Origin of the sequence: Paenibacillus radicis (ex Gao et al. 2016) (assembly GCF_014641555.1) — a bacterium.
In the GTDB taxonomy this organism is placed as follows: Bacteria; Bacillota; Bacilli; order Paenibacillales; family Paenibacillaceae; genus Pristimantibacillus; species Pristimantibacillus radicis.
Genome location: NZ_BMHY01000013.1, coordinates 68,720 through 93,740 on the forward strand (window position 1 = coordinate 68,720; position 25,021 = coordinate 93,740).

General features: G+C 52.3%; 20 protein-coding genes. 18 read left to right on the top strand and 2 right to left on the bottom strand.

The features are described from left to right. The first annotated feature begins 194 nt into the window (after positions 1-194). The 10 genes from secA (at position 195) to argH (ending at position 13,419) form a co-directional block, all read left to right on the top strand. Positions 195-2,705, top strand: a complete 2,511-nt coding sequence (gene secA, locus IEX98_RS23995; protein ID WP_188892228.1) for a preprotein translocase subunit SecA — start codon at positions 195-197, stop codon at positions 2,703-2,705. A gap of 152 nt (positions 2,706-2,857) precedes the next feature. Continuing rightward, positions 2,858-3,965 (top strand): peptide chain release factor 2 gene (gene prfB / locus IEX98_RS24000; protein ID WP_188892229.1). Its coding sequence is split into 2 segments (ribosomal slippage): positions 2,858-2,929 and positions 2,931-3,965, totalling 1,107 coding nucleotides; the frame shifts between segments, so codons are not numbered across the junction. A gap of 189 nt (positions 3,966-4,154) precedes the next feature. After that, positions 4,155-4,994, top strand: coding sequence for a YitT family protein (locus IEX98_RS24005; RefSeq protein WP_229692367.1), 840 nt, complete (start codon positions 4,155-4,157; stop codon positions 4,992-4,994). A gap of 139 nt (positions 4,995-5,133) precedes the next feature. Continuing rightward, on the top strand, positions 5,134-6,183 hold the full coding sequence (gene argC / locus IEX98_RS24010; protein ID WP_188892230.1) for an N-acetyl-gamma-glutamyl-phosphate reductase: 1,050 nt from the start codon (positions 5,134-5,136) through the stop codon (positions 6,181-6,183). 56 nt (positions 6,184-6,239) lie between these two features. Further along, positions 6,240-7,493, top strand: a complete 1,254-nt coding sequence (argJ, locus tag IEX98_RS24015; RefSeq protein ID WP_188892231.1) for a bifunctional ornithine acetyltransferase/N-acetylglutamate synthase — start codon at positions 6,240-6,242, stop codon at positions 7,491-7,493. A gap of 30 nt (positions 7,494-7,523) precedes the next feature. After that, the gene (argB, locus tag IEX98_RS24020; protein ID WP_188892232.1) at positions 7,524-8,309 is read left to right on the top strand and encodes an acetylglutamate kinase; all 786 of its coding nucleotides are present in this window, start codon (positions 7,524-7,526) and stop codon (positions 8,307-8,309) included. Between the two features lie 45 nt (positions 8,310-8,354). Beyond that, a complete protein-coding gene (locus tag IEX98_RS24025) occupies positions 8,355-9,554 on the top strand; it encodes an acetylornithine transaminase (protein ID WP_188892233.1) in 1,200 nt (399 codons plus the stop codon). A gap of 119 nt (positions 9,555-9,673) precedes the next feature. Continuing rightward, a complete protein-coding gene (argF, locus tag IEX98_RS24030) occupies positions 9,674-10,630 on the top strand; it encodes an ornithine carbamoyltransferase (RefSeq protein WP_188892234.1) in 957 nt (318 codons plus the stop codon). 39 nt (positions 10,631-10,669) lie between these two features. After that, a complete protein-coding gene (locus IEX98_RS24035) occupies positions 10,670-11,905 on the top strand; it encodes an argininosuccinate synthase (protein ID WP_042169991.1) in 1,236 nt (411 codons plus the stop codon). A 98-nt stretch (positions 11,906-12,003) separates the two neighbouring features. Next, positions 12,004-13,419, top strand: a complete 1,416-nt coding sequence (argH, locus tag IEX98_RS24040) for an argininosuccinate lyase (RefSeq protein ID WP_188892235.1) — start codon at positions 12,004-12,006, stop codon at positions 13,417-13,419. 66 nt (positions 13,420-13,485) lie between these two features. Here the strand turns inward: argH and IEX98_RS24045 are convergent, their stop codons facing one another. Next, positions 13,486-14,328 carry an SDR family oxidoreductase gene (locus tag IEX98_RS24045; RefSeq protein ID WP_188892236.1) on the bottom strand — a complete coding sequence of 281 codons (843 nt, stop codon included), beginning with the start codon at positions 14,326-14,328 and terminating at the stop codon, positions 13,486-13,488. 238 nt (positions 14,329-14,566) lie between these two features. Between IEX98_RS24045 and IEX98_RS24050 the strand changes: the two genes are divergently transcribed. The 4 genes from IEX98_RS24050 (at position 14,567) to IEX98_RS24065 (ending at position 18,301) form a co-directional block, all read left to right on the top strand. Beyond that, on the top strand, positions 14,567-15,262 hold the full coding sequence (locus IEX98_RS24050; protein ID WP_188892268.1) for a response regulator transcription factor: 696 nt from the start codon (positions 14,567-14,569) through the stop codon (positions 15,260-15,262). Then, the gene (locus IEX98_RS24055; RefSeq protein WP_188892237.1) at positions 15,259-16,737 is read left to right on the top strand and encodes a sensor histidine kinase; all 1,479 of its coding nucleotides are present in this window, start codon (positions 15,259-15,261) and stop codon (positions 16,735-16,737) included. The genes IEX98_RS24050 and IEX98_RS24055 overlap by 4 nt, the downstream gene beginning before the upstream one ends. A gap of 108 nt (positions 16,738-16,845) precedes the next feature. After that, a complete protein-coding gene (locus IEX98_RS24060; RefSeq protein ID WP_188892238.1) occupies positions 16,846-17,961 on the top strand; it encodes a PD40 domain-containing protein in 1,116 nt (371 codons plus the stop codon). A gap of 97 nt (positions 17,962-18,058) precedes the next feature. Continuing rightward, entirely contained in the window at positions 18,059-18,301 is a 243-nt protein-coding gene (locus tag IEX98_RS24065) for a hypothetical protein (RefSeq protein ID WP_188892239.1), read from the top strand. A gap of 552 nt (positions 18,302-18,853) precedes the next feature. Here the strand turns inward: IEX98_RS24065 and IEX98_RS24070 are convergent. Next, positions 18,854-20,281, bottom strand: a complete 1,428-nt coding sequence (locus IEX98_RS24070; protein ID WP_188892240.1) for a VanW family protein — start codon at positions 20,279-20,281, stop codon at positions 18,854-18,856. 313 nt (positions 20,282-20,594) lie between these two features. Between IEX98_RS24070 and ftsE the strand changes: the two genes are divergently transcribed. The 4 genes from ftsE (at position 20,595) to IEX98_RS24090 (ending at position 25,017) form a co-directional block, all read left to right on the top strand. After that, positions 20,595-21,281: a cell division ATP-binding protein FtsE gene (ftsE, locus tag IEX98_RS24075; RefSeq protein ID WP_188892241.1), complete on the top strand. Its 687-nt coding sequence runs from the start codon at positions 20,595-20,597 to the stop codon at positions 21,279-21,281. Further along, positions 21,271-22,188 (top strand): permease-like cell division protein FtsX, encoded by a 918-nt coding sequence (ftsX, locus tag IEX98_RS24080; RefSeq protein WP_188892242.1) that lies wholly within the window; start codon positions 21,271-21,273, stop codon positions 22,186-22,188. Before ftsE ends, ftsX begins: the two co-directional genes overlap by 11 nt. Before the next feature lie 12 nt (positions 22,189-22,200). After that, positions 22,201-23,373 carry a murein hydrolase activator EnvC family protein gene (locus IEX98_RS24085; RefSeq protein WP_229692360.1) on the top strand — a complete coding sequence of 391 codons (1,173 nt, stop codon included), beginning with the start codon at positions 22,201-22,203 and terminating at the stop codon, positions 23,371-23,373. 120 nt (positions 23,374-23,493) lie between these two features. Then, complete coding sequence (locus tag IEX98_RS24090) at positions 23,494-25,017, top strand: S41 family peptidase (protein ID WP_374705380.1); 1,524 nt, start codon at positions 23,494-23,496, stop codon at positions 25,015-25,017. The last annotated feature ends 4 nt before the right edge of the window (positions 25,018-25,021 follow it).

Here is a 25,021-nt window from a genome sequence, read left to right on the forward strand (position 1 = left end):
CAAGCGATTATAAAGGGTTAACAAGGAATACTTAACGACTTATACAATCAACAGAGCCTTTTTCCTTCATTGGAGAAGGCTCTTTTCAATATGTTAGCCATACCTATTGCTGGAAATGAGATCGACTCATTGCGGCGGTCTCTACAAACTGTTACAATTTAAGGCAAACAGGCGTAATACGAAAGGGGAAGACCATGCTCGGACTAGTGAAAAAAATATTTGGTGACGCAAACGAGCGCGAGGTCAAGCGTCTCACGCGGACCGTAGAGGAAGTTAACGGTTTGGAGTCCCGGATTTCCGGCTTGTCGGATGAGGCGCTCCGCAATAAAACCGAGGAATTCAAAGCACGTCTTGAAAAAGGCGATACACTGGAGCAAATTATGCCCGAGGCATTCGCGGTCGTACGCGAAGCATCCAAGCGTACGCTTGGCATGCGCCACTTCGATGTGCAATTGATGGGCGGCATGGTGCTGCATGAGGGCAAAATCGCCGAGATGAGAACCGGTGAAGGTAAAACGCTCGTAGCTACCCTTCCTGTCTACTTGAACGCTTTGCTGGGCAAAGGTGTTCATGTCATTACGGTCAATGATTACTTGGCATCGCGGGATAGCCAGATTATGGGCCAGCTGTACAACTTCCTTGGCTTGACGGTCGGCTGCAACATGCACGGCTTGTCGCATGAAGAGAAACAGGAAGCTTATGCTTGCGATATTACGTACGGAACGAACAATGAGTTTGGCTTTGACTATTTGCGTGACAACATGGTGTTGTACAAAGAGCAGATGGTTCAACGTCCGCTCTATTTTGCGATTATAGATGAAGTGGATTCCATCCTTGTCGACGAGGCGCGGACTCCGCTTATTATTTCGGGACAAGCCGCTAAGTCGACAGAGATGTATTTTGCAGCGGATCGTTTCATTACCCGTCTGAAAGCGGAAGAGGACTTCACGATCGACGTGAAGCTTCGTACTGTTATGCTGACGGAATCGGGCGTGGAAAAGGCAGAGAAAGCGTTCCATATCGAGAACTTATTTGATCATGCCAATGTCCTGCTCAATCACCATATCCAACAAGCGCTGAAGGCGCATGTCATTATGAAACGCGACGTCGATTATGTCGTGCAGGAAGAAGAAGTCGTTATCGTCGACGAATTCACCGGCCGTCTCATGTCGGGCCGCCGCTACAGCGATGGTCTGCATCAAGCGATTGAGGCGAAAGAGCAGCTGAAGGTACAGAACGAGAGCATGACGCTGGCGACGATTACGTTCCAGAACTACTTCCGGATGTACCGCAAGCTGGCGGGCATGACCGGTACGGCGAAGACGGAGGAAGAAGAGTTCAAGCGGATTTACGGCCTTGATGTTATTCAAGTGCCAACGAACCGTTCGATGATCCGTACTGACTTGGCAGATGTCGTCTACAAAAACGAGCTTGGCAAGTTCAAGGCTGTTGTCGAAGAAATCGTGGAACGTCACAGCAAGAATCAGCCGGTTCTCGTTGGTACGATCTCCATTGAAAACTCCGAGAAGCTGGCAGAAATGCTGAAACGCCGCGGCGTTGGACATAAAGTGTTGAATGCGAAGTTCCATGCCGAGGAAGCGGAGATTATCTCCCGTGCAGGACAAGCTGGCGCGGTGACAATCGCAACGAACATGGCGGGCCGTGGTACCGACATTTTGCTGGGCGATGGTGTAGCCGACCTTGGTGGACTTCATATTATCGGTACGGAACGGCATGAGAGCCGCCGGATCGACAACCAGCTTCGTGGTCGTGCGGGACGTCAGGGCGACCCGGGCTCCTCGCAGTTCTATCTGTCGCTTGAGGACGAGCTGATGCGTCGTTTCGGCTCTGAGAACATTATGGGCATGATGGAGCGTCTCGGTCTTGAAGACGATCAGCCTATCGAAAGCCGTATGATCTCCCGTGCAGTGGAATCCGCGCAAAAACGGGTAGAGGGCAACAACTTTGATACCCGTAAAGTCGTCTTGCAATATGACGATGTCATGAACCAGCAGCGTGAAGTTATTTACAAACAGCGCCGCGACGTAATGAGCTCCGAGAATATCCGTCAAGCTGTCCTGGATATGATCACGCCTGTTATCGACCGGATCGTCGATGCACATACATCCGAGGATATCCCCGAAGAGTGGGATCTGCAAGCGATTGTGGATTACGTCCACGCGACACTGCTGCCGGATGATTCGCTTACGAGAGACGATTTGTGGGGCAAAGAGAAGGAAGAAATCAACGAGCTTATCTACAACAAGGTCATTGCTTATTATGACCAGCGTGAAGAAGAGCTTGGTGAAGAGACAATGCGTGAGTTCGAGAAGGTTGTCGTGCTCCGCGCTGTAGACAGCAAATGGATGGATCATATCGACGCGATGGACCAATTGCGTCAGGGCATCCACCTTCGTGCTTACGGCGGTACTGATCCGCTTCGTGAATATCAATTCGAAGGCTTCGAGATGTTCAAGGAAATGATTGAGCATATTCAAGAAGAAGTCGCGAAATATATTATGAAGGCTCGCGTTGAGAGCAACCTGGAGCGCCAAGAGGTGGCACAGGGCCAGACGTCGACGAACAGCCCGGGCGAAAGCCAGGAGAAGCGTCCGGTGAAACGCAATGACCGCGTAGGCCGGAATGATCCTTGTCCTTGCGGCAGCGGCAAGAAATATAAGCAATGCCACGGCGTTGAGAAGTAAGAAGCCGATAAAGAACGGAATACCGTTCAGGCGCATACGGTAAAAAAGAACGGACGCGTCAGTCCCTGTCGCGTGAGGCGTGGTTCGTCCACTCTCGCGCAAGGGACGGCGCGTTTATGCGGTTCAAACTTAAATTGAGGTGAGCAAACGCTATGATCGATATAACGGTAAAACAGGATTTGCGTGAAACAGCGAAGCGTCTCCAAGAACTTAGGGGGTCTCTTTGACTTAGATCTTAAGCAAGAGATGATCGCCAACTATGAAGAGAAAATGACCGTTCCCGACTTCTGGGACGATAATGAAAAAGCGCAAAGCTTGATCTCCGAGCTGAACGCCGTCAAGTCGGTCGTCGAGCAATACGAGCGTCTAAACAGCGACCAGGAAGATTTGCAAACGATGCTGGAGCTGGCTGAGGATGAGGACGATGAGTCGATCGAAGCCGACATCGTTGAGGGCACTGCGGCATTGGTAGCGAAGGTCAACGACTTCCAGTTGCAGTTGCTGCTGAATCAGCCATATGACAAGCTGAATGCCATCCTCGAGCTGCATCCCGGCGCAGGCGGTACGGAGTCTCAGGACTGGGGCCAAATGCTTTACCGGATGTACACGCGTTGGGCCGAGAAGCGCGGCTTCAAGGTTGAGGTGCTGGATTATCAGGACGGCGATGAAGCGGGCATCAAGAGCGTAACGATAGCGGTGAAGGGCTATAATGCATACGGGTATTTGAAGGCGGAGAAGGGCGTTCACCGGTTAGTGCGGATTTCGCCATTTGACTCGTCAGGCCGTCGCCATACGTCTTTCGTTTCTTGCGATGTTGTACCGGAGATTACGGATGATATCGACATTGAAATTCGCAGCGAGGATTTAAAGGTCGATACGTACCGCGCGAGCGGAGCCGGCGGACAGCACGTCAATAAGACGGAGTCGGCCATCCGGATTACGCATATTCCTTCCGGCATCGTCGTTGCCTGCCAGCAGGAGCGCTCGCAGATTCAGAACCGTGAACGTGCGATGAACATGCTTCGTTCAAAGCTTTATGAGCGTAAAATCGAGGAGCAGCGGCAGCATCTGGCTGAGATTCGCGGCGAGCAGTCCGACATCGCCTGGGGCAGCCAGATCCGTTCTTATGTATTCCATCCGTACAGCATGGTCAAAGATCATCGCACGGATGTGGAGACCGGCAATGTCGGCGCTGTAATGGACGGCGACATTAACGCCTTTATCGACGGTTATTTGCGCCATCAAATTCGCAAGGAATAGCCGCTTATATGCACGGATAGCGCATAGGCTATAAGAAGAGTTCCGATACTGATTGGAGGAGCTCTTCTTTTTTTGCGTCATACATAGGAAACACAGGTACAGCAGAACTTGAAAGGGGATATGAACGAAGTGGCTATTGCAACCGAAAGCGCCGTCCGGCAAAAGCAGCGGAAACGGCACAAGCAGCCGATGGGCCAAAAACAACAGGCGGCGTGGGGCGTCATTCAAGTCATATTGGGCTCGTTGATCGTTGCGATTAGCTTCAACCTGTTCCTACTGCCTAACGGAATCGCATCGGGCGGCGTCTCCGGCGTCTCGATTCTGGTGCAGCGGTTGACCGGCATCACGCCGGCCATTTCGCAATGGGCGCTCAATATTCCGTTGTTTTTCGCAGGCTGGTGGCTGATCGGGCGCAAGTTTGCGCTGAATACGTTAATTGGCTCTGCTTTGCTGCCCTTGTTCGTCCTGATGAGCTCCCATTGGCAGCCGCCAACCCATAATGCGCTGCTTGCTGCGATCTACGGCGGTATCGGTGTAGGTCTGGGACTTGGCCTCGTATTCCGCGGCCGCGGCTCGACCGGGGGATTGGCGCTTGCAGCCCAAATTCTACATCGGTATACAGGCTTGCCGCTGGGTCTAGCGGTTGCCTGTTTTGATGGTTGTGTCATCGTAGCTGCCGGCATCATCATATCGCCGGAGGTGGCGCTTTATGCGCTTATCGGCTTATTCGTCACCAGCAAGACGATTGATATCGTACAGAGCGGCTTATCGGTTTCGAAGGTAGCCTTTATTATTAGCGAGCATACGGAGGAGCTGGCGGAAGCGGTCTTGCATGATTTGGATCGTGGACTGACAAAGCTGGATGCCCGTGGAGGCTATACGGGGGAAGGCCGGACAGTGCTGATGGTAGTCGTCGGGCAAACCGAGGTGGCGAAGCTGAAACAGCTTGTTAAGGCTATTGACCCGGATGCTTTTGTTATCATTAGCGACACGGCGGAAGTGGTTGGACAAGGGTTTAAATTGGAGTAAGGAAACGTCTGCCACCGGGTTATTTTTGCGTTGTATTATTATGAATACGACTGTATAATAATACGAAACAAGACGTTATTTCCATGGGCTATTGAATCATGTAAAATATAATGATAGATCTCATAGGGAGAGAAGAATCATGACCAATAAATTAAGAGCGGCCATCGTAGGCTCTACGGGTTACGGCGGCGTTGAATTGATCCGTCTATTGGCATCCCACCCCTTGGTTGAAGTCACATCAGTGATTTCCTCCTCCAGTGCGGGCACGCCAATTACGGAAGGCTACCCTCATTTGACGAACATCCGGACGGAACTGCTGGATGACGTGAATCCGCAAGAAATCCGGGAAAAAGCAGATGTCGTATTCACAGCGACGCCTGCGGGAATTGCATCGAAGCTGGCTCCGCAATTGCTGGATGCAGGTCTTAAGGTGATTGACCTGTCGGGCGATTTCCGCCTGCAGGATACGGCTTTATATGAAGAATGGTATAAGAAGGAACCCGCTGACAAAGCGTATTTGGAGCAGGCGGTTTACGGCATGTCTGAGGTATACGGCGATAAGGTGCGCGGCGCATCGTTTATTTCCAATCCGGGCTGTTATGTAACAGCGACTGTACTCGGTCTGGTGCCGGCTTTGCAAGCGGGCTGGATTGATCCGTCCTCCATTATCATTGACGCCAAATCAGGTGTCTCCGGAGCGGGACGCGGCGCGAGTCTTGGCACGCACTATTCCGAGCTCAATGAAAACTTCAAAGCTTATAAGCTGAACAAGCATCAGCATATTCCAGAAATCGAAATGGTACTCTCCGACGCGGCAGGACGTGAGGTTGTAACGACCTTCACAACGCATCTCGTACCGATGACGCGGGGCATTATGTCGACGATGTATGCGACGGTGCAAGGCGGCCGCAAAGCGGCTGATTTCATCGACTTATACCGCAGCTATTATGAAGGCCGTCCGTTCGTTCGGGTACGCGGCGAAGGCAAATGGCCGATGACGAAGGAAGTGTGGGGCTCCAACTATTGCGATATCGGTTTTGCAGTGGATGAGCGCACAGGACGGGTAACCGTCATTTCGGTCATCGACAACCTTGTTAAAGGGGCTGCTGGCCAAGCGATTCAAAACTTGAATTTAATGATGGGCTGGGACGAGACGCTTGGTTTGCAATTCGTGCCGGTATATCCATAAACAAAATTAGCAACGTGCAGCATATTTGAAATGGATGAAGGAGATACGATTCAATCATGGGACTGGAGCAAGGTTCAAATGCGACAGCCGCGACGTTCAAGGTCGTGGCGGAAGGCTCGATTACGACACCTAAAGGCTTTACGGCTGGCGGACTGCATTGCGGTTTGAAAAAATCAACCCGGCATGATCTTGGAGCGATCGTCTGTGAGGTGCCGGCCGCGGCGGCTGGCGTCTATACGACGAACGTATTCCAGGCGGCACCGCTTAAGGTGACGCGAGAGAGTATCGGTTCGGACGGAAAGCTGCGCGCCGTTCTGGTGAACAGCGGCAACGCCAATGCTGTGACCGGCAAGCAAGGGGAAGCGGACGCCTACGAAATGCGTTCGCGCTTTGCCGAGCAGATCGGCGTGGAAGCCGATCAGGTCGCAGTAGCTTCGACCGGCGTTATTGGCGAGCTGCTCAAGATGGACAAGGTTCGCGGCGGTATCGACGCATTGCCTGCTAAGCTGGCAGCGGACCGCACAGGATCGGATGATTTCTGCCAAGCGATTCTTACGACCGATTTGGTTCAAAAGATGGTTTGCGTATCGGTTGAAATCGACGGCAAACTTGTTCATGTCGCTGGCGCTTCCAAAGGCTCTGGTATGATTCATCCGAATATGGCTACGATGCTTGGCTTCGTGACCACAGATGCAGTGATTGACAGCGAACCGCTGCACCAGCTGCTGCGCGGAGTGACGGATCTGACCTTTAATATGATTACGGTGGACGGCGATACGAGCACCAATGATATGCTCGTTGCAATGGCGAGCGGTCTTGCGGGGCATACAGAGCTTACACCGGAGCACCAAGGCTGGACCGATTTCGCGGCTGCAGTTCGTTATGTATGCGAAGTGCTGGCGAAAGCGATCGCCCGTGACGGCGAAGGTGCAACGAAGCTGGTTGAGGTTCAAGTGAATGGCGCAGTCAGTGATGAATCGGCACGTGCAATAGCGAAGACGATCATCGGATCGTCGCTCGTCAAATCTGCCGTATTTGGTGCGGATGCGAACTGGGGACGGATCATAGCCGCTGCTGGCCGTGCAGGCGAGCCTGTTAATCCGGAGACGGTAGACGTGAGTCTCGGAAGCATACTGACACTGGAGCAGTCGCGCCCTGTCGCTTTCGACGAAGACGTAGCGCTTGAATACTTGAAGGGCGATACCGTTCTGATTAAAGTAGATCTGCACTTGGAGAACGGCTCCGCTACGGCATGGGGCTGCGATCTGACCTATGACTATGTACGCATTAACGCGGCTTACCGCACGTAACGGAATGCGGGTAAAGGGGAACGATTCAACATGGCACAACGATTTGTAATGAAATGCGGCGGAAGCACGCTGGCGGCGCTGCCCGATTCTTTCTTTGGCGAGCTTCGCGAGCTGCAGCAGTCCGGCGTACATCCCGTCATCGTACATGGCGGCGGTCCGGCGATTTCGGAGACTTTGACCAAGCTTGGCATTGAGACGGGCTTCGTTAACGGCCTGCGCAAAACGAATGAAGCGGTGCTTGACGTCGTGGAAATGGTGCTTGCCGGCCGGATTAATAAAGAAATCGTCCGCAAAATCCAATCGAACGGAGCGCAGGCGCTTGGTTTGTCCGGCGTCGACGGTTTGCTAATTCAAGCAAAGCCCGTGGCGAATGCCGATGAGATCGGATTTGTAGGCGATGTAACGGACGTGAATGCGGCTGTTATCGAAGGCATTATGGCGATGGGCTATATGCCGGTTATCGCGCCAATTGGCATCGATGGTAACGGCCAGCGCTACAACATCAATGCGGATACAGCAGCGGGAGCGGTCGCTTCCCATCTGGGTGTGGAGCAAATGATTGTTGTGACGGATGTGCCGGGCATTATGAAGACGGTTGATGGCGAGAAGGTTGTTCTCCCGTCGGTGACGGTTGAAGAGATCGAGGCGATGATTGAAAGCGGCGAGATCTACGGCGGCATGATCCCGAAAGTACGCGCTGCCGTACAGTGCATCCAAGGACGTGTGCAAGAGGTAGTCATTGTGAGCGGTGAACAGCCTGGCGTACTAACGCAAGCCGTGCGAGAAGGCGGCGTCGGTACGCGAATTATTCGATAGATGGTGAAGAGCACGTAAGAAACGATAGAAGGGCGGGTATCATTAATGAGCGATACGAATACGGCGGCGGTTGACGCCGGTCAATCGTTGCTGCCTACATACGGCAGATTTCCGATCGCGCTGGTTAAAGGGGAAGGAAGCTACCTGTGGGATGATCAGGGCAAGCGCTACCTCGACTTTATGAGCGGCATTGCCGTGACCAATCTGGGTCATGCTCCCCGCAAAGTAAAGGAAGCATTGGTGAAGCAGCTTGACGAGCTGTGGCATGTATCGAATTTGTTCCGCATTCCGAATCAAGAGGATGCGGCGCGGCTTATCACGGAGAACAGCTGCGGCGACGCAGTATTTTTCAGCAATTCCGGAGCCGAAGCGAATGAGGCAGCATTCAAGCTGGCCCGCCGTTACAACCAGAAGGTGCTGAACAATGGACGTTACGAAATCATTACGTTCGAGCAGTCCTTTCACGGACGGACGCTGGCGACACTGACCGCTACCGGTCAGGAGAAGGTGAAGGAAGGCTTTGCTCCATTGCCGGAAGGCTTCAAGTATATACCGATCAACGACATCGGCGCAGTTGAGGCAGCAATCTCTGACAAAACCGCAGCAATCATGCTGGAAATGATTCAGGCAGAAGGCGGTATTCTGCTTGCTGATCCACAGTTTGTGAAAGAATTGGCACAGCTTTGCGAGAAAAATAGCATTCTGCTCATCGTCGATGAGATTCAGACGGGGATGGGACGTACCGGCAAGCTGTTCGCTTATGAGCATTACGGTATCGAGCCGGACATTTTCACACTGGCAAAAGGACTTGGCAGCGGCTTCCCGGTTGGGGCAGCAGTTGCGAAGGAAAAGCTGCGTGAAGCGTTTGGACCTGGCAGCCACGGTTCGACGTTTGGCGGTACACCGATTGCGACGGCCGTCGTCAAAGCGACGATCGAAGAAATCGTAGGCGAGAAGCTGCCACAGCGTGCAGCGGAAGCGGGCGAGTACCTGATCAGCGAGCTTCGCTCCAAACTGGCGGGCAACTCGTTTGTGAAGGAAGTGCGCGGCCTCGGGCTTATCGTTGGCATTGAGTGCGCAGAGCCGGTAGCTTCGATTATTACAGCGGCACAGGAACAAGGCTTGCTCGTCATTACAGCGGGACCAAACGTCATCCGTCTGCTGCCGAATTTGCTGGTCACGAACGAAGAGATCGATGCGGCGGTGGCGATTTTGACAGAGCTGCTGGCCGGTTACCACCGTTAGATTAAAGCAATTGCACATAGAAGAATAAAGGGAGTGGGCGGCTCCGGGGCATCATCGCATCGGATCAATAGAGCGATGAGACGCTGCCGGGCTGCCGCATTCGCCGAGGAGGAACTTCAATGCAAGATGTAGTGCAGGAAGAACTGGCTTTGAGCTTGAAAGGTCGCGACTTTCTTATGCTGGTTGACTACACGCCGCAAGAAATTCGTTACCTGATCGATCTGGCGATCGATTTGAAGCGGAAGCAAAAAGCAGGCGAGACGCATCATTTGCTGAAAGGCAAAACGCTGGGCATGATTTTTGAAAAATCGTCTACACGCACGCGTGTATCGTTTGAGGTTGGCATTTATCAGCTGGGCGGCCAAGGGTTGTTCCTAAGCGGCAATGATCTGCAAATCGGACGCGGCGAGCCGATTCTGGATACCGCGCAAGTGCTGTCCCGTTATCTGGACGGCATTATGATCCGTACGTTCGCTCACCGCAATGTGGTCGAGCTGGCCCGCGGCGCGACGGTTCCGGTTATTAACGGTCTGACCGACCTTTCTCACCCTTGTCAGGCGCTTGCCGACTACCAGACGATTCTGGAGCACAAGGGCAAGCTGGAAGGGCTGAAGGTTGCTTATGTCGGTGACGGCAACAACGTCGTTCATTCGCTTATGATGGGCGCGGCTAAGCTTGGCGTTAACATTTCGGTGGCGACGCCGGAAGGCTATGAGCCGGATGCGGACATGATTCAGCAATCGAAGGAGCATGCTGCCGAGACGGGCGCGACGATTCACATCTGCCGTGATCCGAAGGAAGCCGTTGCGGATGCCGATATCATCTACTCCGACGTATGGGCAAGCATGGGGCAAGAAGCGGAGCAAAAAGAGCGCGAGCTTGCTTTTGCTAACTACCAAGTGAATGAAGAGCTGATGAAATATGCGAACAAAGATTATATGTTCATGCACTGCCTCCCGGCGCATCGCGGCGAAGAAGTGAGCGAGGGCGTTATCGACGGCAAGCATTCCATTATATTTGACCAGGCGGAGAACCGTCTGCATGCGCAAAAAGCGATCATGGCAGCAATTATGTAATCCAGTTTTATATTACAATTAAGGGGTGCAACCAAGCTCATGGCAAAAGAAAAAATCGTATTAGCCTATTCCGGCGGACTGGATACGTCCGTTATCTTGAAATGGTTGAAAGAGACGTATGATGCGGAAATTATCGCATTCACGGCTGATATCGGCCAAAAGGAAGAATTGGACGGTCTGGAAGCAAAAGCGCTGGCAACAGGCGCTTCGAAAGTATATATCGACGATTTGCGCGATGAGTTCGCTAGCGATTTCATCTATCCGATGTTCCAATCGGGCGCTCTATATGAAGGACAATATCTGCTCGGTACATCGATCGCTCGTCCGCTGATCGCGAAACGCATGGTCGAGATCGCTCGTGCAGAAGGCGCTACGGCAATCGCACACGGCGCAACGGGCAAAGGCAATGACCAAGTCCGTTTTGAGCTGAATGCAGCTGCACTGGCCCCGGACATTAAAGTTATCGCTCCTTGGCGTGAAGAAGCGTTCCGCGACCAATTCCCTGGACGTGCGGAAATGATCGCTTACGCGGAACAACACGGTATTCCGGTAACGGCTTCGGCTGCTAAGCCATATTCCACAGACCGCAACCTGCTGCACATCAGCTTCGAGAGCGGCATGCTGGAAGATCCTTGGTTCGACCCAAGCTCCGAAGAGAACGAAAGCATGTACGTGCTGAGTGTTTCGCCTGAGCGCGCTCCTGACCAAGCAGAATATGTAGAGCTTACGTTTGAAGCCGGCAATTGTACGGCGGTGAACGGCGAGCAGCTTAGCCCGCTTGGCGTTATGGATAAGCTGAACGAACTGGGCGGCAAGCATGGCATCGGCCGTGTTGATATGGTCGAGAACCGTTTTGTCGGCATGAAGAGCCGCGGCGTATATGAAACGCCGGGCGGTACGATTTTGTTCTCCGCACATCGCAAAATGGAGTCCCTTACGATGGACCGTGAAGTAATGAACCTGCGTGATTCGCTGCTGGCGAAATACAGCCAGCTCGTATACAACGGCTTCTGGTTCGCACCTGAGCGTATTGCACTGCAAGCGCTCGTATCGGAATCGCAGAAGAACGTTACAGGCGTCGTTCGCTTGAAGCTGTACAAAGGCAACGTCATCGGCGCAGGCGTGAAGAGCCCTGTGAGTCTGTACAACCCGGACATCGCTACAATGGAAGCTGATCCTTCGCAAGCTTACGATCAAGGCGATGCAACCGGCTTTATCCGTCTGAACGCTTTGCGTCTGAAAGTATCTTCCGGCGTACAGCAAAACAATAAATAATAATCCGGATCAAATTGGGATAGGTCGCTGTATGTTCGCTTTGCGCGGAGACAGCGGCCTATCCGCACGCTTGCATCCGTAAGGGAGTGTACGAGCCAGTGAGCAAACTATGGGGCGGACGGTTCACGAAAAAGACCGACCAATTAGTAGAGGAATATACGGCATCGATTACGTTTGACAAAGAATTGGCCGAAGAGGACATTCAAGGCAGTCTGGCACATGTCACAATGCTGGGCAAACAAGGCATCCTGCCTGCTGATGACGTAGAGACGATTAAAGACGGCCTTCACCGCGTGCTGCAGAAGATCAAGCGCGGCGATCTGGAATTCTCCATCTCCGACGAAGATATTCATATGAATATTGAGAAAACGCTGATTGACGACGTAGGTCCGGTTGGCGGCAAGCTGCATACAGGCCGGAGCCGCAACGATCAGGTAGCGACCGATATGCATTTGTATTTGCGCAAGCGCGTCGTCGAGTTTGTTGACCTGCTGCAAAAGCTGCAAGCGGCGCTTATTGAGCAGGCGAAAGCCAATATCGATACAATTGTTCCAGGCTATACGCATTTGCAGCGGGCGCAGCCGATCCTGTTCGCTCATCATCTGATGGCTTACGTATCGATGTTCGGCCGTGACTTGGAGCGTCTGCAGGACAGCTACAAGCGGATCAATGTATTGCCGCTCGGAGCGGGTGCATTGGCGGGAACGACGTTCCCGATCGATCGCCATTTTGTAGCCAGCCAGCTGAAATTCGACCGCGTGTACGAGAACAGCCTGGATGCAGTCAGCGACCGCGATTTCATTCTGGAATTCCTGTCCCACGCTTCGATCATCATGATGCATCTGTCGCGTCTTAGCGAAGAGCTTATCTTGTGGTCGAGCACAGAATTCCGCTTCGTCGAGCTGGACGATGCCTTCTGCACAGGCAGCAGCATTATGCCGCAAAAGAAAAATCCGGACGTGCCGGAGCTCGTTCGCGGCAAAACAGGCCGTGTCTACGGCAACCTCGTTGGCTTGCTGACGGTGCTGAAGTCGCTTCCGCTTGCCTACAACAAGGACATGCAGGAAGACAAAGAAGGCATGTTCGATACGGTAAAAACGATGCAGGGTGCATTGCAGCTGTTCACACCGATGATCGCAACGATGAAGGTCAACAAGGACCGGATGCGCCAAGCGGTCAACCAAGACTTCTCCAATGCGACGGATATTGCAGACTTCCTCGTTGGCAAAGGGCTTCCTTTCCGTCAAGCGCATGAAGTTATCGGTAAGACGGTGCTTTATTGCATCGAGCAAAACAAATACCTGCTCGATCTTACGCTGGAAGAGTTCAAACAATTCTCGACGTTGTTCGATGACCGCATTTATGCGGTTCTCCAGCCGGAGCAAGTCGTTGATGCCCGCAACGTATACGGCGGAACGGCGAAGGTGCAGGTACAAGGCGCGATTGAACGCGCAGAGCAAAACCTTGCCGATGCTGCCGCTTGGGTAACGGAATACGCGGAGCGCAGCCAGTAATTCAAATAGAATGGGAAATAACCTCAAGGAGTCGGTTGCGACTGACATCTTGAGGTTATTTTTATTTTATCCGCGCAGCAGTGACTCCGCTCCGTCGATATAGACGGTTGTCCCGGTAATATGACTCGATTCATCGGATGCTAGGAAAAGAGCGAGATTCGCCACCTGCACTGGACTGCCCGGCGCTTTTTCAAGCGGATGATTGCCCTCCGGGTATTCCACCGGTATGGTGACCTCCTCAAGCTCCGGCGTCTTTTCCGTACTTTGGCCGATATTCGTATCAATTGCACCGGGACAAATCGCATTGACGCGGATGCGGTAGTCTGCGAGCTCCAGCGCGGCCATCTGGGCGAAAGCCGTCTCCGCTGCTTTGGAGCTGCTGTATGCGCTGAAGCCGATGTTGGAAAATACACGGTTTCCGTTAATAGAGCTTGTGATGATCATACTGCCGCCCTTTTCTTTCATCAGCGGAATCGCATATTTAACGGTGAGGAAAGTACCGGTCAGATTCGTACCAATTGTCTGGCTCCAGTCGGTCAGTTCCATATGCTCGATAGGCGTAATAACGCCGTTGATGCCGGCATTGGCGAAGACGCTGTCCAATCGGCCAAAGGCCTCATGCGCTTGTTCGAACGCGGTAGAGACTTGTTCCTTGCAGGAAATATCGGTTTCAATAGGCAGGCAGCGCACACCATAATGCTCAGCAAGCGCATTTACACCGGCAAGCGCGTCGCTCTGCAGGTCGAGAAGCACCAAATCGGCTCCTTCCTGTGCGAAACGAATCGCGGTTGCCCGGCCGATCCCAGAGGCTGCGCCGGTGATAAGTGCCGTTGTCCCTTGCAGTCTTTTTGGGGCGGAAAGGCTAGAGTCTGCGGCTGTATGGTTGAGTTCACGAAATTCATTAGACATGTGGAAGAGCCTCCTTATCCAAATTTAAGTTTTGTACTTGGTATTATCCTAAAATAGAGCATTCTAAACACATGATCTTGCTTACCGCAGAGAATGCTCAAGGCTGGGCGCTATACATAAGAGGCGATTTGTTTACAAGTTGGAAACAAGTTGGAGATGGTTCGCATATATTCTTTGTTTAAAATAGGAACCATATGGTTATTTAATGGATGAATAGAGAAAGCGTGGTGTGGCTAGGGTGGAGCATCGGCTGCTGGTGGTGGACGACGAGGCAAGCATTGTGAACGCAATCGCCTATGCCTTTCGGCGGGAAGGTTATATCGTGGAGACAGCGTACGACGGGGAAGAGGCGCTTGCCAAGGCAGCGTCCTTCCGGCCGCATGTTATCGTGCTGGACGTGATGATGCCCCGGATGAATGGCTACGACGTCTGCCGCCGGCTGGAGAACCGTAAAGGCATCGGGATCATTTTGCTAACGGTTAAAAACGACATCGTCGATAAGGTGCTTGGTTTGGAGCTTGGAGCCGATGATTATATGACCAAGCCGTTTGATCTGCGCGAGCTGACGGCGAGAGTGAAGGCGCTGGCGAGGCGGGTGGAGAAGAGCGCGGCGGAAGAGCCGGAGAAAGCGGCGTTCATTGAGCTGGGCGGGGTGAAAATCGGCGTTCTGCAGCGTACGCTGCATGCGCATGGTGAATTGGTCGAGCTGACGCCAAAGGAATTTGATCTCGCTGTGCTGCTGCTTGGGCATCCCGAACGTGTCTACACGCGCGAGGAGCTGTTAGAGCTCGTATGGGGCATGGAGTATGCGGGAGGAACGAGGACCGTCGATATCCATATCCAGCGGCTCCGCAAAAAGCTCGGCGACCAGCAGCAGTTGCTGCTCCAGACGGTTTATGGCATTGGCTATAAAGCATCGGGAGATCGGGCATGAGATTTCGATTTAGCCTTAAGCTGAAAATGAGTCTAGTGCTAGGCATCCTGTTAATTTTGACCGTTGCTGTGCTAAGCGGGCTTGTGCTGCGGGGCATCACGCAAAATCAGCAGCAGCGGATGGAAGAGGTGTTGGCGAAGCAGAGCCAGGTGGCGGCTCAATATGTCCGGCAAAATTACGTTACCGGCGAGGAACGGCTGCCGGCAGCGACGTTTATGTCGCAAAACGGCAAACGGCTGTCACTTTACCTTGCGATGCTCAGCGGCTTGCCGACAGCGCTTTATGACGCCAGCGGCAAGGAGACAGGAAGCTCCCTAACGACGCCGGGTTCGCCCGACTATAGTGATACGTTGGGTTATGCGTTGAAGGGGAGTATTGCTTATCAGACGGCTGGCGATTCCGTTGTTTATTTTGCCCCCATTCGAAGTGATGAAGGCATGTTGGGTGTCATCCGGCTGCACTACTCTACGGGCGGCGATCTTCACTTTGTGAAGGAGATTCGCGATTTATTCCGCACGGCAGGGCTAGTTGTGCTCGTTGCCAGCTTTTTGATCGGATACGGCTACTTTTACCGGCTTGCCGCCGTCATTTCCAAGCTGCGCCGCGCATCAAGGGAGATTCGAGAAGGGCATTTTCTGAAGCGGCCGCCGGTGCGCCGGCGTGATGAGCTTGGCGATTTGGGCAATGACATTTACTATATGAGCGGCTCGATCGAGGCCAATATCGCGGGAATGCAAGAGGAGCAGCGAAAGCTGGAGTTGGCGATTCGGAAGCTTCAGGAATTGGAGCGCCAGCAAAAGCAGTTTATCGGCAACATCAGCCATGAATTTAAAACGCCGTTAACCGCGATTCGCGCCTATATCGATTTATTGAGTATGTACCGTGACGATCCGAAGCTGACGGAGGAAGCGATCGGCAGCATGGGCAAGGAATCAGAGCGGCTGTATGAGATGGTGGATAAGGTGCTGCATCTGGCGGAGCTGGAGAAATATGATTTTGAACATCAGGCGGAGGCGGTTGCGCTGGATGAACTGCTGCTCGACCTGTCGGGGCGAATGCGCGGCAAGGCTGCGAAATTCGATTTGACGATTGAGACAAAACTTAAACCGTCGGTTGTATGGGCGGACCGCGAGAACCTGATTCATATTTTCGTCAATCTGCTGGACAACGCCATCAAATATAATTTGCCGGGCGGACGAATCGTCATTCGTACAGAAGCGAGCGATGCTGGCCAGGTAATCGTATCGGTCGAGGATACAGGCATCGGCATTCCGGCGGAAGCGCAGGATAAAATTTTTGAGCCGTTCTTCACGGTAAACAAGGATCGTGCCCGGAGGTCGGGCGGTACGGGACTGGGATTGTCTCTTGTGAAGCAATTGACGGAGGCGCAGGGCGGGACAATCGAGCTGTTTCCGGCTGTGAAAGGCGGAACCGTGTTTCGCATTACATTTCCAATGTTTCGGAATGAGGCATGACGATGCAATTGTTTTACACGGTTGAAACATATCGGAAACAACTGGAGACGGTGACGAAACATCGGTTGTGTACGATACAGCTATACCGATGAGAGGGGCCTTAATATAATGAAATCAAATCGAAAAAGAAACAGCAAATGGATAGCAGGAACCGTGGTGCTTGGCTGCTTTGTCATGCTGGCGACTGCTTGCTCCAGCGGAACCGGCAAAGAGCTTGGAGGACCAGGGGGACGCGAGACGGTCAACAAACCGGACAAGACGATTACCGTTATTAACGAGCCCGTGCAGAAAAACGTGAAGCTGACGGTTAGCGGCATCACAACGATCGACAATGCGCGCGGCATGAATTTTATCGGTGACGGCAAGCTGATCATTAGCCGTCCGAACAAGGATGTCGAGCCGATCCAGGGTGAAGGGGAAAAGGTTCAACCTAACAATATCTACTTGTACGACCTGCAGACGAAGAAAGCTGAAGCGCTTGCTCCAGCCTCGGAAAATCAAGGGTTCTCGGAAGTGTCGCCGGACGGCAAATATCTGTTCTACAAAATGACGGAGGAAGCTACCGCGTTTGGTCGTATACTGAACCTGGAGACGAAGCAGTCGGTCATGCTCGGCAAAGAGCCGATTGATCTGAGCTCTGGACAGTGGATCGATAACAGTCATGTTTTCTTCACGACACTGTCAGGCAAAATGATCGTAGCGGACACGGACGGCAATCTGAAGACGATCGCGCAGGCGAACGGATATATTTTCACAGCGGCGATGGGTAATGACGGCATCTATTATGTGACAGGCGACCGGATGGAGCTCTACTTCCAGTCACTGGAGGAAGGAACGAAACCGGAAAAGATCGCCGAGGGTGTGGAGTGGATTATCCCTTCCCCGGATCTGAAGCAGCTGGCAATGGTGAAAAAGACGTCGGAGACCGTGCGAGAGCTGTCGGTTGTGGATCAGAAGGGGAAAACGCTGCTCAAAATTACAAAGGGCACGCAAATTTTCGGAACGCGCTGGTCGCCGGATGGCACGAAGCTGGCCTACAGCCTGACTTCTGAAAATAGCGGAGACAACGGGATTTTTGTAGCAGATGCGTTGACAGGGGAAACAACTTCGGTGCTAGTCGAGCAAGCGGCTGACACACTGAATTGGGACGCAACCGGCACCAAGCTGGTCACATCCACGTATAAAGAAGACCAATTCAGAACGTCGATCATTTCATTGAACTAATTTCAAGCAATAATGAACTATTTCCATGCAGTAATTGTCTAACAAAGGGAGCCAGACGAATCCAATCAAACATTTGTAGAGAGGCGGGGTGAAGGAAATGGATAAAACGCAGCGAATCAAGCGTCTGAGAGAAGTGGAAGAGATCTGCTACAGGTTATGCTATGCATTGCTCGATAGCGAAGTATTGGCACATGGTGCGGCTAAAGAGGCGTTGTGCCGGCTTTGGCGCGACGATCGGTTTTTCGAAGGCGAGGCTGATCAGACGAAGCTCTTGAGACGCCATGCATCCGCTGCGTGTTTATCCTTTTTCAAACGGGCTAAAACCCACACCATCGCTTAAGCTCGTTTTATGCAGAGCGGCCCCTTTCGGAAACGGAAGGGGCCGTTCTTGTTTGTGCTGCGCTTGAATGGAGCGGGTGGGGGCCAAAGCCTAAGGTAGTCGAGTCTTCAACGAACCAGCTTCGCTAATTAGCGAAGGTAAGTTCGCTCGGAGATGGCTGGTTGTGGTTTGTGAATGGAATAGCGAACCTAGTTTCGCAATTGGTGAACCTAGCTTCGCGAAAAGCGAAATTTGGTTCGCTGTAGGCCAAGGTTGCCGGGAATGAGGCGGAATAGCGAAAGCAGTTTCGCTGTACAGCGAAACTGCTTCGTTAATCTAATGTTACCCAAGTGCAGTGAATCAGTTTCGTTAGCTAATGGTTACTAAGGTTAGCGAATCAGTTTCGTTAGCTAATGGTTACTAAGGTTAGGCCAATGAGTTTCGTTAGCTAATGGTTACTAAGGTTAGCGCGAACGAGCTCCATTAGCCGGTGTTTACTGCGGTTACAACGAACCAGCTTCGCTAATTTGCGCGAGGGTAATCGGCAGTACTGCCCGCTCGATCAACTCCTCTTTAAATCCCATCCTCGACGATTTGCTCGGATGGCTTTGGCGTCGGCGTCGCGGACGGCGCGCTGCTGCCGGGACCGACGTGCACGATCGTCGGCTGGGCGCGGTACGTGTCGCGGGTGATGCGCTCGCGTGACACCGTTTTGCCGTCTTGAATGAGGCTGCGGTACGTTTCGACAACGGTGCCGCTGCGTCCTTGCTGGACGACGACCCGTTGGCCTGCCTTCAGCGATTTATCCGTAATTTGCTGCACAGTAGCAGGCAGCTCCTTCACAGTAACGGATTCGATATCGTAGCGAATATCCTCCGGCAGCGTCCCGAACAGCTTCACTGTCAGCTTCTGCCCTTCGACACTGGTGCGGATAATGAGATGCTTGCCCGTCGAGTTTTTAAAGCGGAAATCGATAGCGCCGGTGGCGAACGTAGCATCTTGGCCTTTGGGCAAGTAAGCGACCGGCAGCGAGTGGTTGCGGCGCTCTACGATTTCGATGCCGGTGCGGATAATCGTATTGTACAAGGTGCTGGACACTTGGCAAATGCCTCCGCCAACGCCGGGAACCAGCTTGCCGTTTTGAATGACCGGTGCTTCTTTGAACCCGTATTTTTCTTCCGCCAGCTTTATGACTTTTCCGTATGAGAAAATTTCCCCTGGAGCAAGATGCCAGTCATTCAAAGCATTTGCCGCCGCGGTTACATTGTAGGCGCGGCCTGCAGCGCTTGTTCGGAAATCGGTCGTATACTCGAAAATTTTCCGCTCAATGCCCTCGTCCTTCAGTTGCTCCAGCGTCACCTTTGGATGCAATATCCCGACAGGCAGCTTCGCATGAATCGAAGCTTCTGGCGCCTTGCCGAGCTCCTCCGAAGGTACGATTACCCATGGGCTGACCTCCTCGACCAATGCAGCAACGTCGATCCGGAAGGCATCGACATGCGGCTTATAGGTGACCTCATCTTTGTCGGTGATCGTTCGGGTCGCATCCTTAGACTCGCTCTTGTCGATCCAGCCCCATTGCTTGTTGACCAAATCCTCGAATACAGCGCGGTCAAACGTTTGCGCAAGCTCGTATTGCTTCGGGAAGTGGTAGCGGTACTTGGCTCGTTCCCAGACTGTACCTTTCCGCAACTGATCCAAATCATTCCGAACGTCAATCCATTCGGCACTATAACCAATTTGCGTCACCGTCCACTGCTTGCTGTCTGCTGTTTCTCCGTTGGCTTCTACCTTCACCGTCCGCTGCTCCAGCGTTTTCTCGTATTGATCCAGCAGCTCCAGCGCTTCGTTAATCTTCATGCCGCCTATGGAGATGCCGCCTGCCGTTACCTCGTCCGGCACAGTGTCCTGCTGGGCATAATACCAGATTCCTCCCCAAGCAACCGAGGCGATGAGCAGCAGCGAAATAATAACGATTAGACCCATATGAACTTTCTTCATCCCTTGACCACCCTTCTTCCTGTCCCAAAATGACAATATTTCATATATATGCAGCGGCCGGCCCATTCTTGTCATTCTTGCAGCGGGCAATCCGCGGAATACCTTGTCGAAAATAGCTCTTTTTTCCCTTGCTGCAATCCAAAAACACATTATGAGAATTGTGAAAATATGAGGGAAAAATCCCCATTGTGGAGGAATTCGACTATCCCTGTCGAATTAGTAACGCTGGCGAGTTGAGAGTTGTGTCGCACAACCTCGTCCCTTACTCCGTAATCGACCGTTTTCTTTATATAAAAAACAGGATGTGACTTTTGTGATAGAGATGCAAGACATATGGAAGACCTACACTGACGGCACACATGCTCTTAAAGGTGTGTCCGTACGCATAGATCGTAATGAATTCGTTTACCTGGTCGGACCGTCAGGCGCCGGCAAATCGACATTTATGAAGCTTATTTACCGGGAGGAAGTGCCGACCAAAGGGCAAATTTCCGTCAACGGATTCAATATCGGGAAGCTGAAGCCTCGTAAAATCCCATACGTCCGCCGCAATATCGGCGTCATTTTCCAAGATTTCAGACTTCTCCCCAAGCTTACGGTTTATGAAAATGTCGCCTTCGCGATGGAAGTTATTGAAGCGCCCCGCCGCATCATTAAGAAGCGGACGATGGAGGTGCTGGATCTCGTCGGCTTGAAGCATAAGCATGCCAGTCTCCCGGCTCAGCTGTCCGGCGGCGAGCAGCAGCGGGTGGCGATCGCCCGAGCGATTGTGAACAATCCGTCCGTTATCGTAGCGGATGAGCCAACCGGCAACCTTGACCCCGAGACGTCCTGGGGCATTATGAACCTGCTGGAAGAGATCAATTTCCGCGGTGCGACGATCCTGATGGCTACGCACAACAAAGAAATCGTCAATACAATGCGCAAACGCGTCATCGCTATCGAGGACGGCAATATCGCGCGTGATGAGGCAAGAGGGGAGTACGGCTATGAGATTTAGCACCCTGATTCGCCATATTCGCGAAGGCTTGAAAAGCATACTCCGCAATGGGTGGATGACATTTGCCTCCATGAGCTCCATGTTTATCTCCCTGTTCCTGCTCGGCGTGTTTCTCATCGTCGCTCTCAATATCAACAGCTTGGCGGCGGACTTCGAGAGCCAGGTTCAGATTCGCGTTTATTTGCAGACGGATATCGACCAGGAGAAGAAGAACGAGCTGCAGAACAAGATCGGCCGCATGACAGAAGTCAGCAAGGTAACTTTTGTCTCCAAGGAAGAGGGGCTGGAGCTGTTGCGCGACAACTTGGGCGAAGATGGCGATGATCTGCTTGACGGCTACGACAAGGAAAGCAATCCGTTGCCCGATTCATTCACCGTAGAAGTATTCGATCCGCAAACGATCGAAGCGGCTGCCGCGCAAATTAATGAAATCAACAAGTCGGATGACATGAAGCCGATTACCAAAGTGAAATATGGACAAGGCACCATTGAGACGCTGTTCAAAATAACGAATGCGGTCCGCAATATCGGCCTCATTATCGTAATCGGCTTGGGTCTCACGGCGATGTTCCTAATTTCCAATATGATCAAAATGACCATTATCGCCCGCAGGCGTGAAATTGGCATTATGAAGCTGGTAGGCGCGACCAATGCATTTATTCGCTGGCCGTTCTTCATTGAAGGCGCGATCATTGGCATCGTCTCGTCGGTTATTACGACGGCGGTTGTGCTGTTCTCCTACTCGGAGCTCGTGCGGCTGACAAAAGTAGATTTGGGATTAATGCTGCTGAAGCTGGTGCCGGTTGAGGACTGCGGGATGCAGGTAGGTGTGCTGCTGATTGGTCTGGGTACGCTGCTTGGTATTTGGGGAAGTACAATTTCGGTTCGAAAATATTTGAAAGTGTAGGTGACCGCTAGGGTGAAAGGGAAAAAACTGCTTATTGTCATAACGATGCTGACGGTTTTTATGTTGCAGCCTGTAGGCGGTCATGCCGCTTCCTCCATTGATAAAATCAATAAAGATCTTGCTGCCGCGAAAAAACAGATCGACCAAGCGGAGAAAAGCGCCGCTGCTGCGGAGCAGCAGAAGGCTTCGATTAACGGACAGAAAGCCGATGCTGAAAAATCGATTGAGACGATTATGAAAGAGCTCGACGCTGTGACAGTCAATCTGGTCCGCGTACAGACGCAGGTGGATGATAAGGAAGCGGAGCTTCAGCAAGCCGGCGAGGATTTAGTGGAAGCGGAGCAGCGTGTCGAATCCCGTGATCAGCTGCTGCAGCAGCGTCTTCGATTGATGTATGAGAATGGGTTCGTTTCTTACCTTGACGTTTTGCTTAGCTCCACGAGCTTTATGGATTTTCTAGACCGTTTTGATTCCTTGCAGTCGATTTTAAGCCAGGACCGCAACATTCTGGAGCAGCATAAAAAAGACAAGGCTCTCGTTATTGAAAAGCAAGATAAAGTTGCAAAAGCGCTGGATGAAGTCAAAGTCTCCTACGCCAAGCTTCAGACATACAAGTCGGAGCTGAAGAAGAAGGAAGAGCAGAAGGAAGTTTTGATCGCTAACTATAACAAGAAGATCGAGGAACTGGATGAAATCAGCGAGGAGCAGGAAGCACTGCTGATTGCACTGGCGAAGAAGGTTTCCGATTTGGAAAAAGAAAAGAAAAAAATTAAAACGCCTTACAGCGGCGGCAAACTTGCCATGCCAATCCGGGATAACTACCGGGTAAGCTCGAACTTCGGCTATCGGATTCATCCGGTAACAGGCAAGAAAAAGCTGCATGCCGGTATGGATTTTGCAGTACCGCAAGGAACATCCATCTATGCGGCTGAGGGCGGCGTTGTCATTGTTTCGCAAGTATGGAGCGGCTACGGCAACTGCATCATTATCGATCATGGCAACGGTCTATGGACGCTTTACGGCCATATAAAGAATAACGGCTTGCTGGTAAGCAAGGGAGATACGGTCAAACGCGGCCAGAAAATCGCGGAAAGCGGCAATACCGGTATATCAACAGGGCCGCATCTCCACTTTGAAGTGCGCAAAGATCAAGTTCCGGTCAATCCGAGCGGATACTTGAAATAAGAAGAATTAGAAGAAACGACAGAGGCAGCCAAGCGGCTGCCTTATTTTTCAGCTATATAAAAAAGGAAAATGATCAATAAAGATGGACGGCTTGTCATATACTAGCGTGGTTAGCGAAATTTGACGCATGCATGGCTCGCTTGCGCGTTTGTGCGTACGGCGGCCATTCATGGCAAAGGTGGTGTCGAGGTGCAATTTAGAGGGCGTACCGTAGTCGCATTCGTCCTGTTGACGATGATTGCCACGATGGCAATTACATTGACCTGGGCGGACCAGCGAATGCTGAAGGATGCGGGAAAACGGCCTGCCGTTTCGGCAGCCGCGGCTGAAGGCAAGGGCTTCTCCAAAGCGGAGTTGTCCAAAATGAATACGGTGCTCGATCTGATCGAGACGAAATATGTTCATGAAATGGATCGGAATAAGCTCGTGGACGGCGCGGTCCGGGGCATGATGACCTCGTTGAACGATCCTTATTCCGTGTATATGGAGAAGGATACTGCGCAGCATTTTTCGGAAACGATTGAAGGCTCGTTCACAGGTATCGGTGCGGAAGTGACGATGGACAAGGGACGGATTACGATTGTGTCCCCGATTAAAGACTCCCCGGCGGAGCGCGCCGGACTGATGGCTAAAGATGTCGTCGTGTCGGTCAATGGCGAGAAGCTTGATGGCTTAAGTCTGAATGAGGCGGTTGGCAAAATTCGCGGGCCAAAGGGAACAAAAGCGAAGCTGAATATTGTGCGGAGCGGCTATGCCGAACCGATCGAGCTTATTTTGGTTCGCGACGACATTGACGTCGAGACGGTGTATGCCAAGAAGCGCGATGACGGCATAGGCGTCATTGAAATTCGCCAGTTCTCATGGAATACGGCAGACCGCTTCAAGGAGGAACTTGCCCGTCTCGAAGAGAATGGAGGGCTGAAGGGCCTTGTCATCGATGTACGCAACAATCCGGGCGGAGTTTTGCCAGTTGTCGTGGAGGTAGCACAATCCTTTGTGCCGAAAGAGGAGACGATCGTCCAGGTCGAGGACCGGGATGGGAAGCGGGATGCATCGAAATCGAAGGATGGTGTCGCGAAAAAATATCCGCTTGTCGTGCTTATCAACAAAGGCAGCGCGAGCGCATCCGAGATTTTGGCCGGAGCACTGAAAGAACGCGCAAACGCCGTGCTTATTGGAGAGACAACGTTTGGCAAAGGGACGGTTCAAGTGAGCTACAACAAGTCGCTTGGCGATGGCAGTCTGGTGAAGATGACGATCGCGAAGTGGCTGACGCCTGACGGCAACTGGATTCACGAAAAGGGGATTAAGCCCGATATCGAAGTTCAGCCTCCGGCCTTATATAATGCGGTCAGACTTTCATTGGCTGAACCGCTTCACAAAGATATGCTTGGGGAGCAGGTACGAAGCGTACAGGTGATGCTGGGCGGCCTTGGGTATGATCTGGATCGCTATGACGGTTACTTTAGCGACGGGACGGCTCAAGCGGTGAAGAGCTTCCAGAGTGATGCCGGCCTTTCAGCGACCGGTGAGGTGGATGTGAAAACAGCGGAGGCGCTGGAGCAGGCTGTTGTGAAATGGCTGCGTGACGAAGGACATGATCTTCAAATGATCGAAGCAATCAAAGCGGCCGGCAGGAAATAACTTG

What these genes read in the sequence shown, in the direction of transcription:
- argC (WP_188892230.1), top strand. Translation starts at nt 5,134, where the DNA reads ATGACCAATAAATTAAGAGCGGCCATCGTAGGCTCTACGGGTTACGGC.
- IEX98_RS24045 (WP_188892236.1), bottom strand. Translation starts at nt 14,328, where the DNA reads ATGTCTAATGAATTTCGTGAACTCAACCATACAGCCGCAGACTCTAGC.
- IEX98_RS24005 (WP_229692367.1), top strand. Translation starts at nt 4,155, where the DNA reads ATGGGCCAAAAACAACAGGCGGCGTGGGGCGTCATTCAAGTCATATTG.
- IEX98_RS24035 (WP_042169991.1), top strand. Translation starts at nt 10,670, where the DNA reads ATGGCAAAAGAAAAAATCGTATTAGCCTATTCCGGCGGACTGGATACG.
- IEX98_RS24065 (WP_188892239.1), top strand. Translation starts at nt 18,059, where the DNA reads ATGGATAAAACGCAGCGAATCAAGCGTCTGAGAGAAGTGGAAGAGATC.
- IEX98_RS24060 (WP_188892238.1), top strand. Translation starts at nt 16,846, where the DNA reads ATGAAATCAAATCGAAAAAGAAACAGCAAATGGATAGCAGGAACCGTG.
- argB (WP_188892232.1), top strand. Translation starts at nt 7,524, where the DNA reads ATGGCACAACGATTTGTAATGAAATGCGGCGGAAGCACGCTGGCGGCG.
- argJ (WP_188892231.1), top strand. Translation starts at nt 6,240, where the DNA reads ATGGGACTGGAGCAAGGTTCAAATGCGACAGCCGCGACGTTCAAGGTC.
- IEX98_RS24055 (WP_188892237.1), top strand. Translation starts at nt 15,259, where the DNA reads ATGAGATTTCGATTTAGCCTTAAGCTGAAAATGAGTCTAGTGCTAGGC.
- IEX98_RS24025 (WP_188892233.1), top strand. Translation starts at nt 8,355, where the DNA reads ATGAGCGATACGAATACGGCGGCGGTTGACGCCGGTCAATCGTTGCTG.
- IEX98_RS24070 (WP_188892240.1), bottom strand. Translation starts at nt 20,281, where the DNA reads ATGAAGAAAGTTCATATGGGTCTAATCGTTATTATTTCGCTGCTGCTC.
- argF (WP_188892234.1), top strand. Translation starts at nt 9,674, where the DNA reads ATGCAAGATGTAGTGCAGGAAGAACTGGCTTTGAGCTTGAAAGGTCGC.
- secA (WP_188892228.1), top strand. Translation starts at nt 195, where the DNA reads ATGCTCGGACTAGTGAAAAAAATATTTGGTGACGCAAACGAGCGCGAG.
- ftsX (WP_188892242.1), top strand. Translation starts at nt 21,271, where the DNA reads ATGAGATTTAGCACCCTGATTCGCCATATTCGCGAAGGCTTGAAAAGC.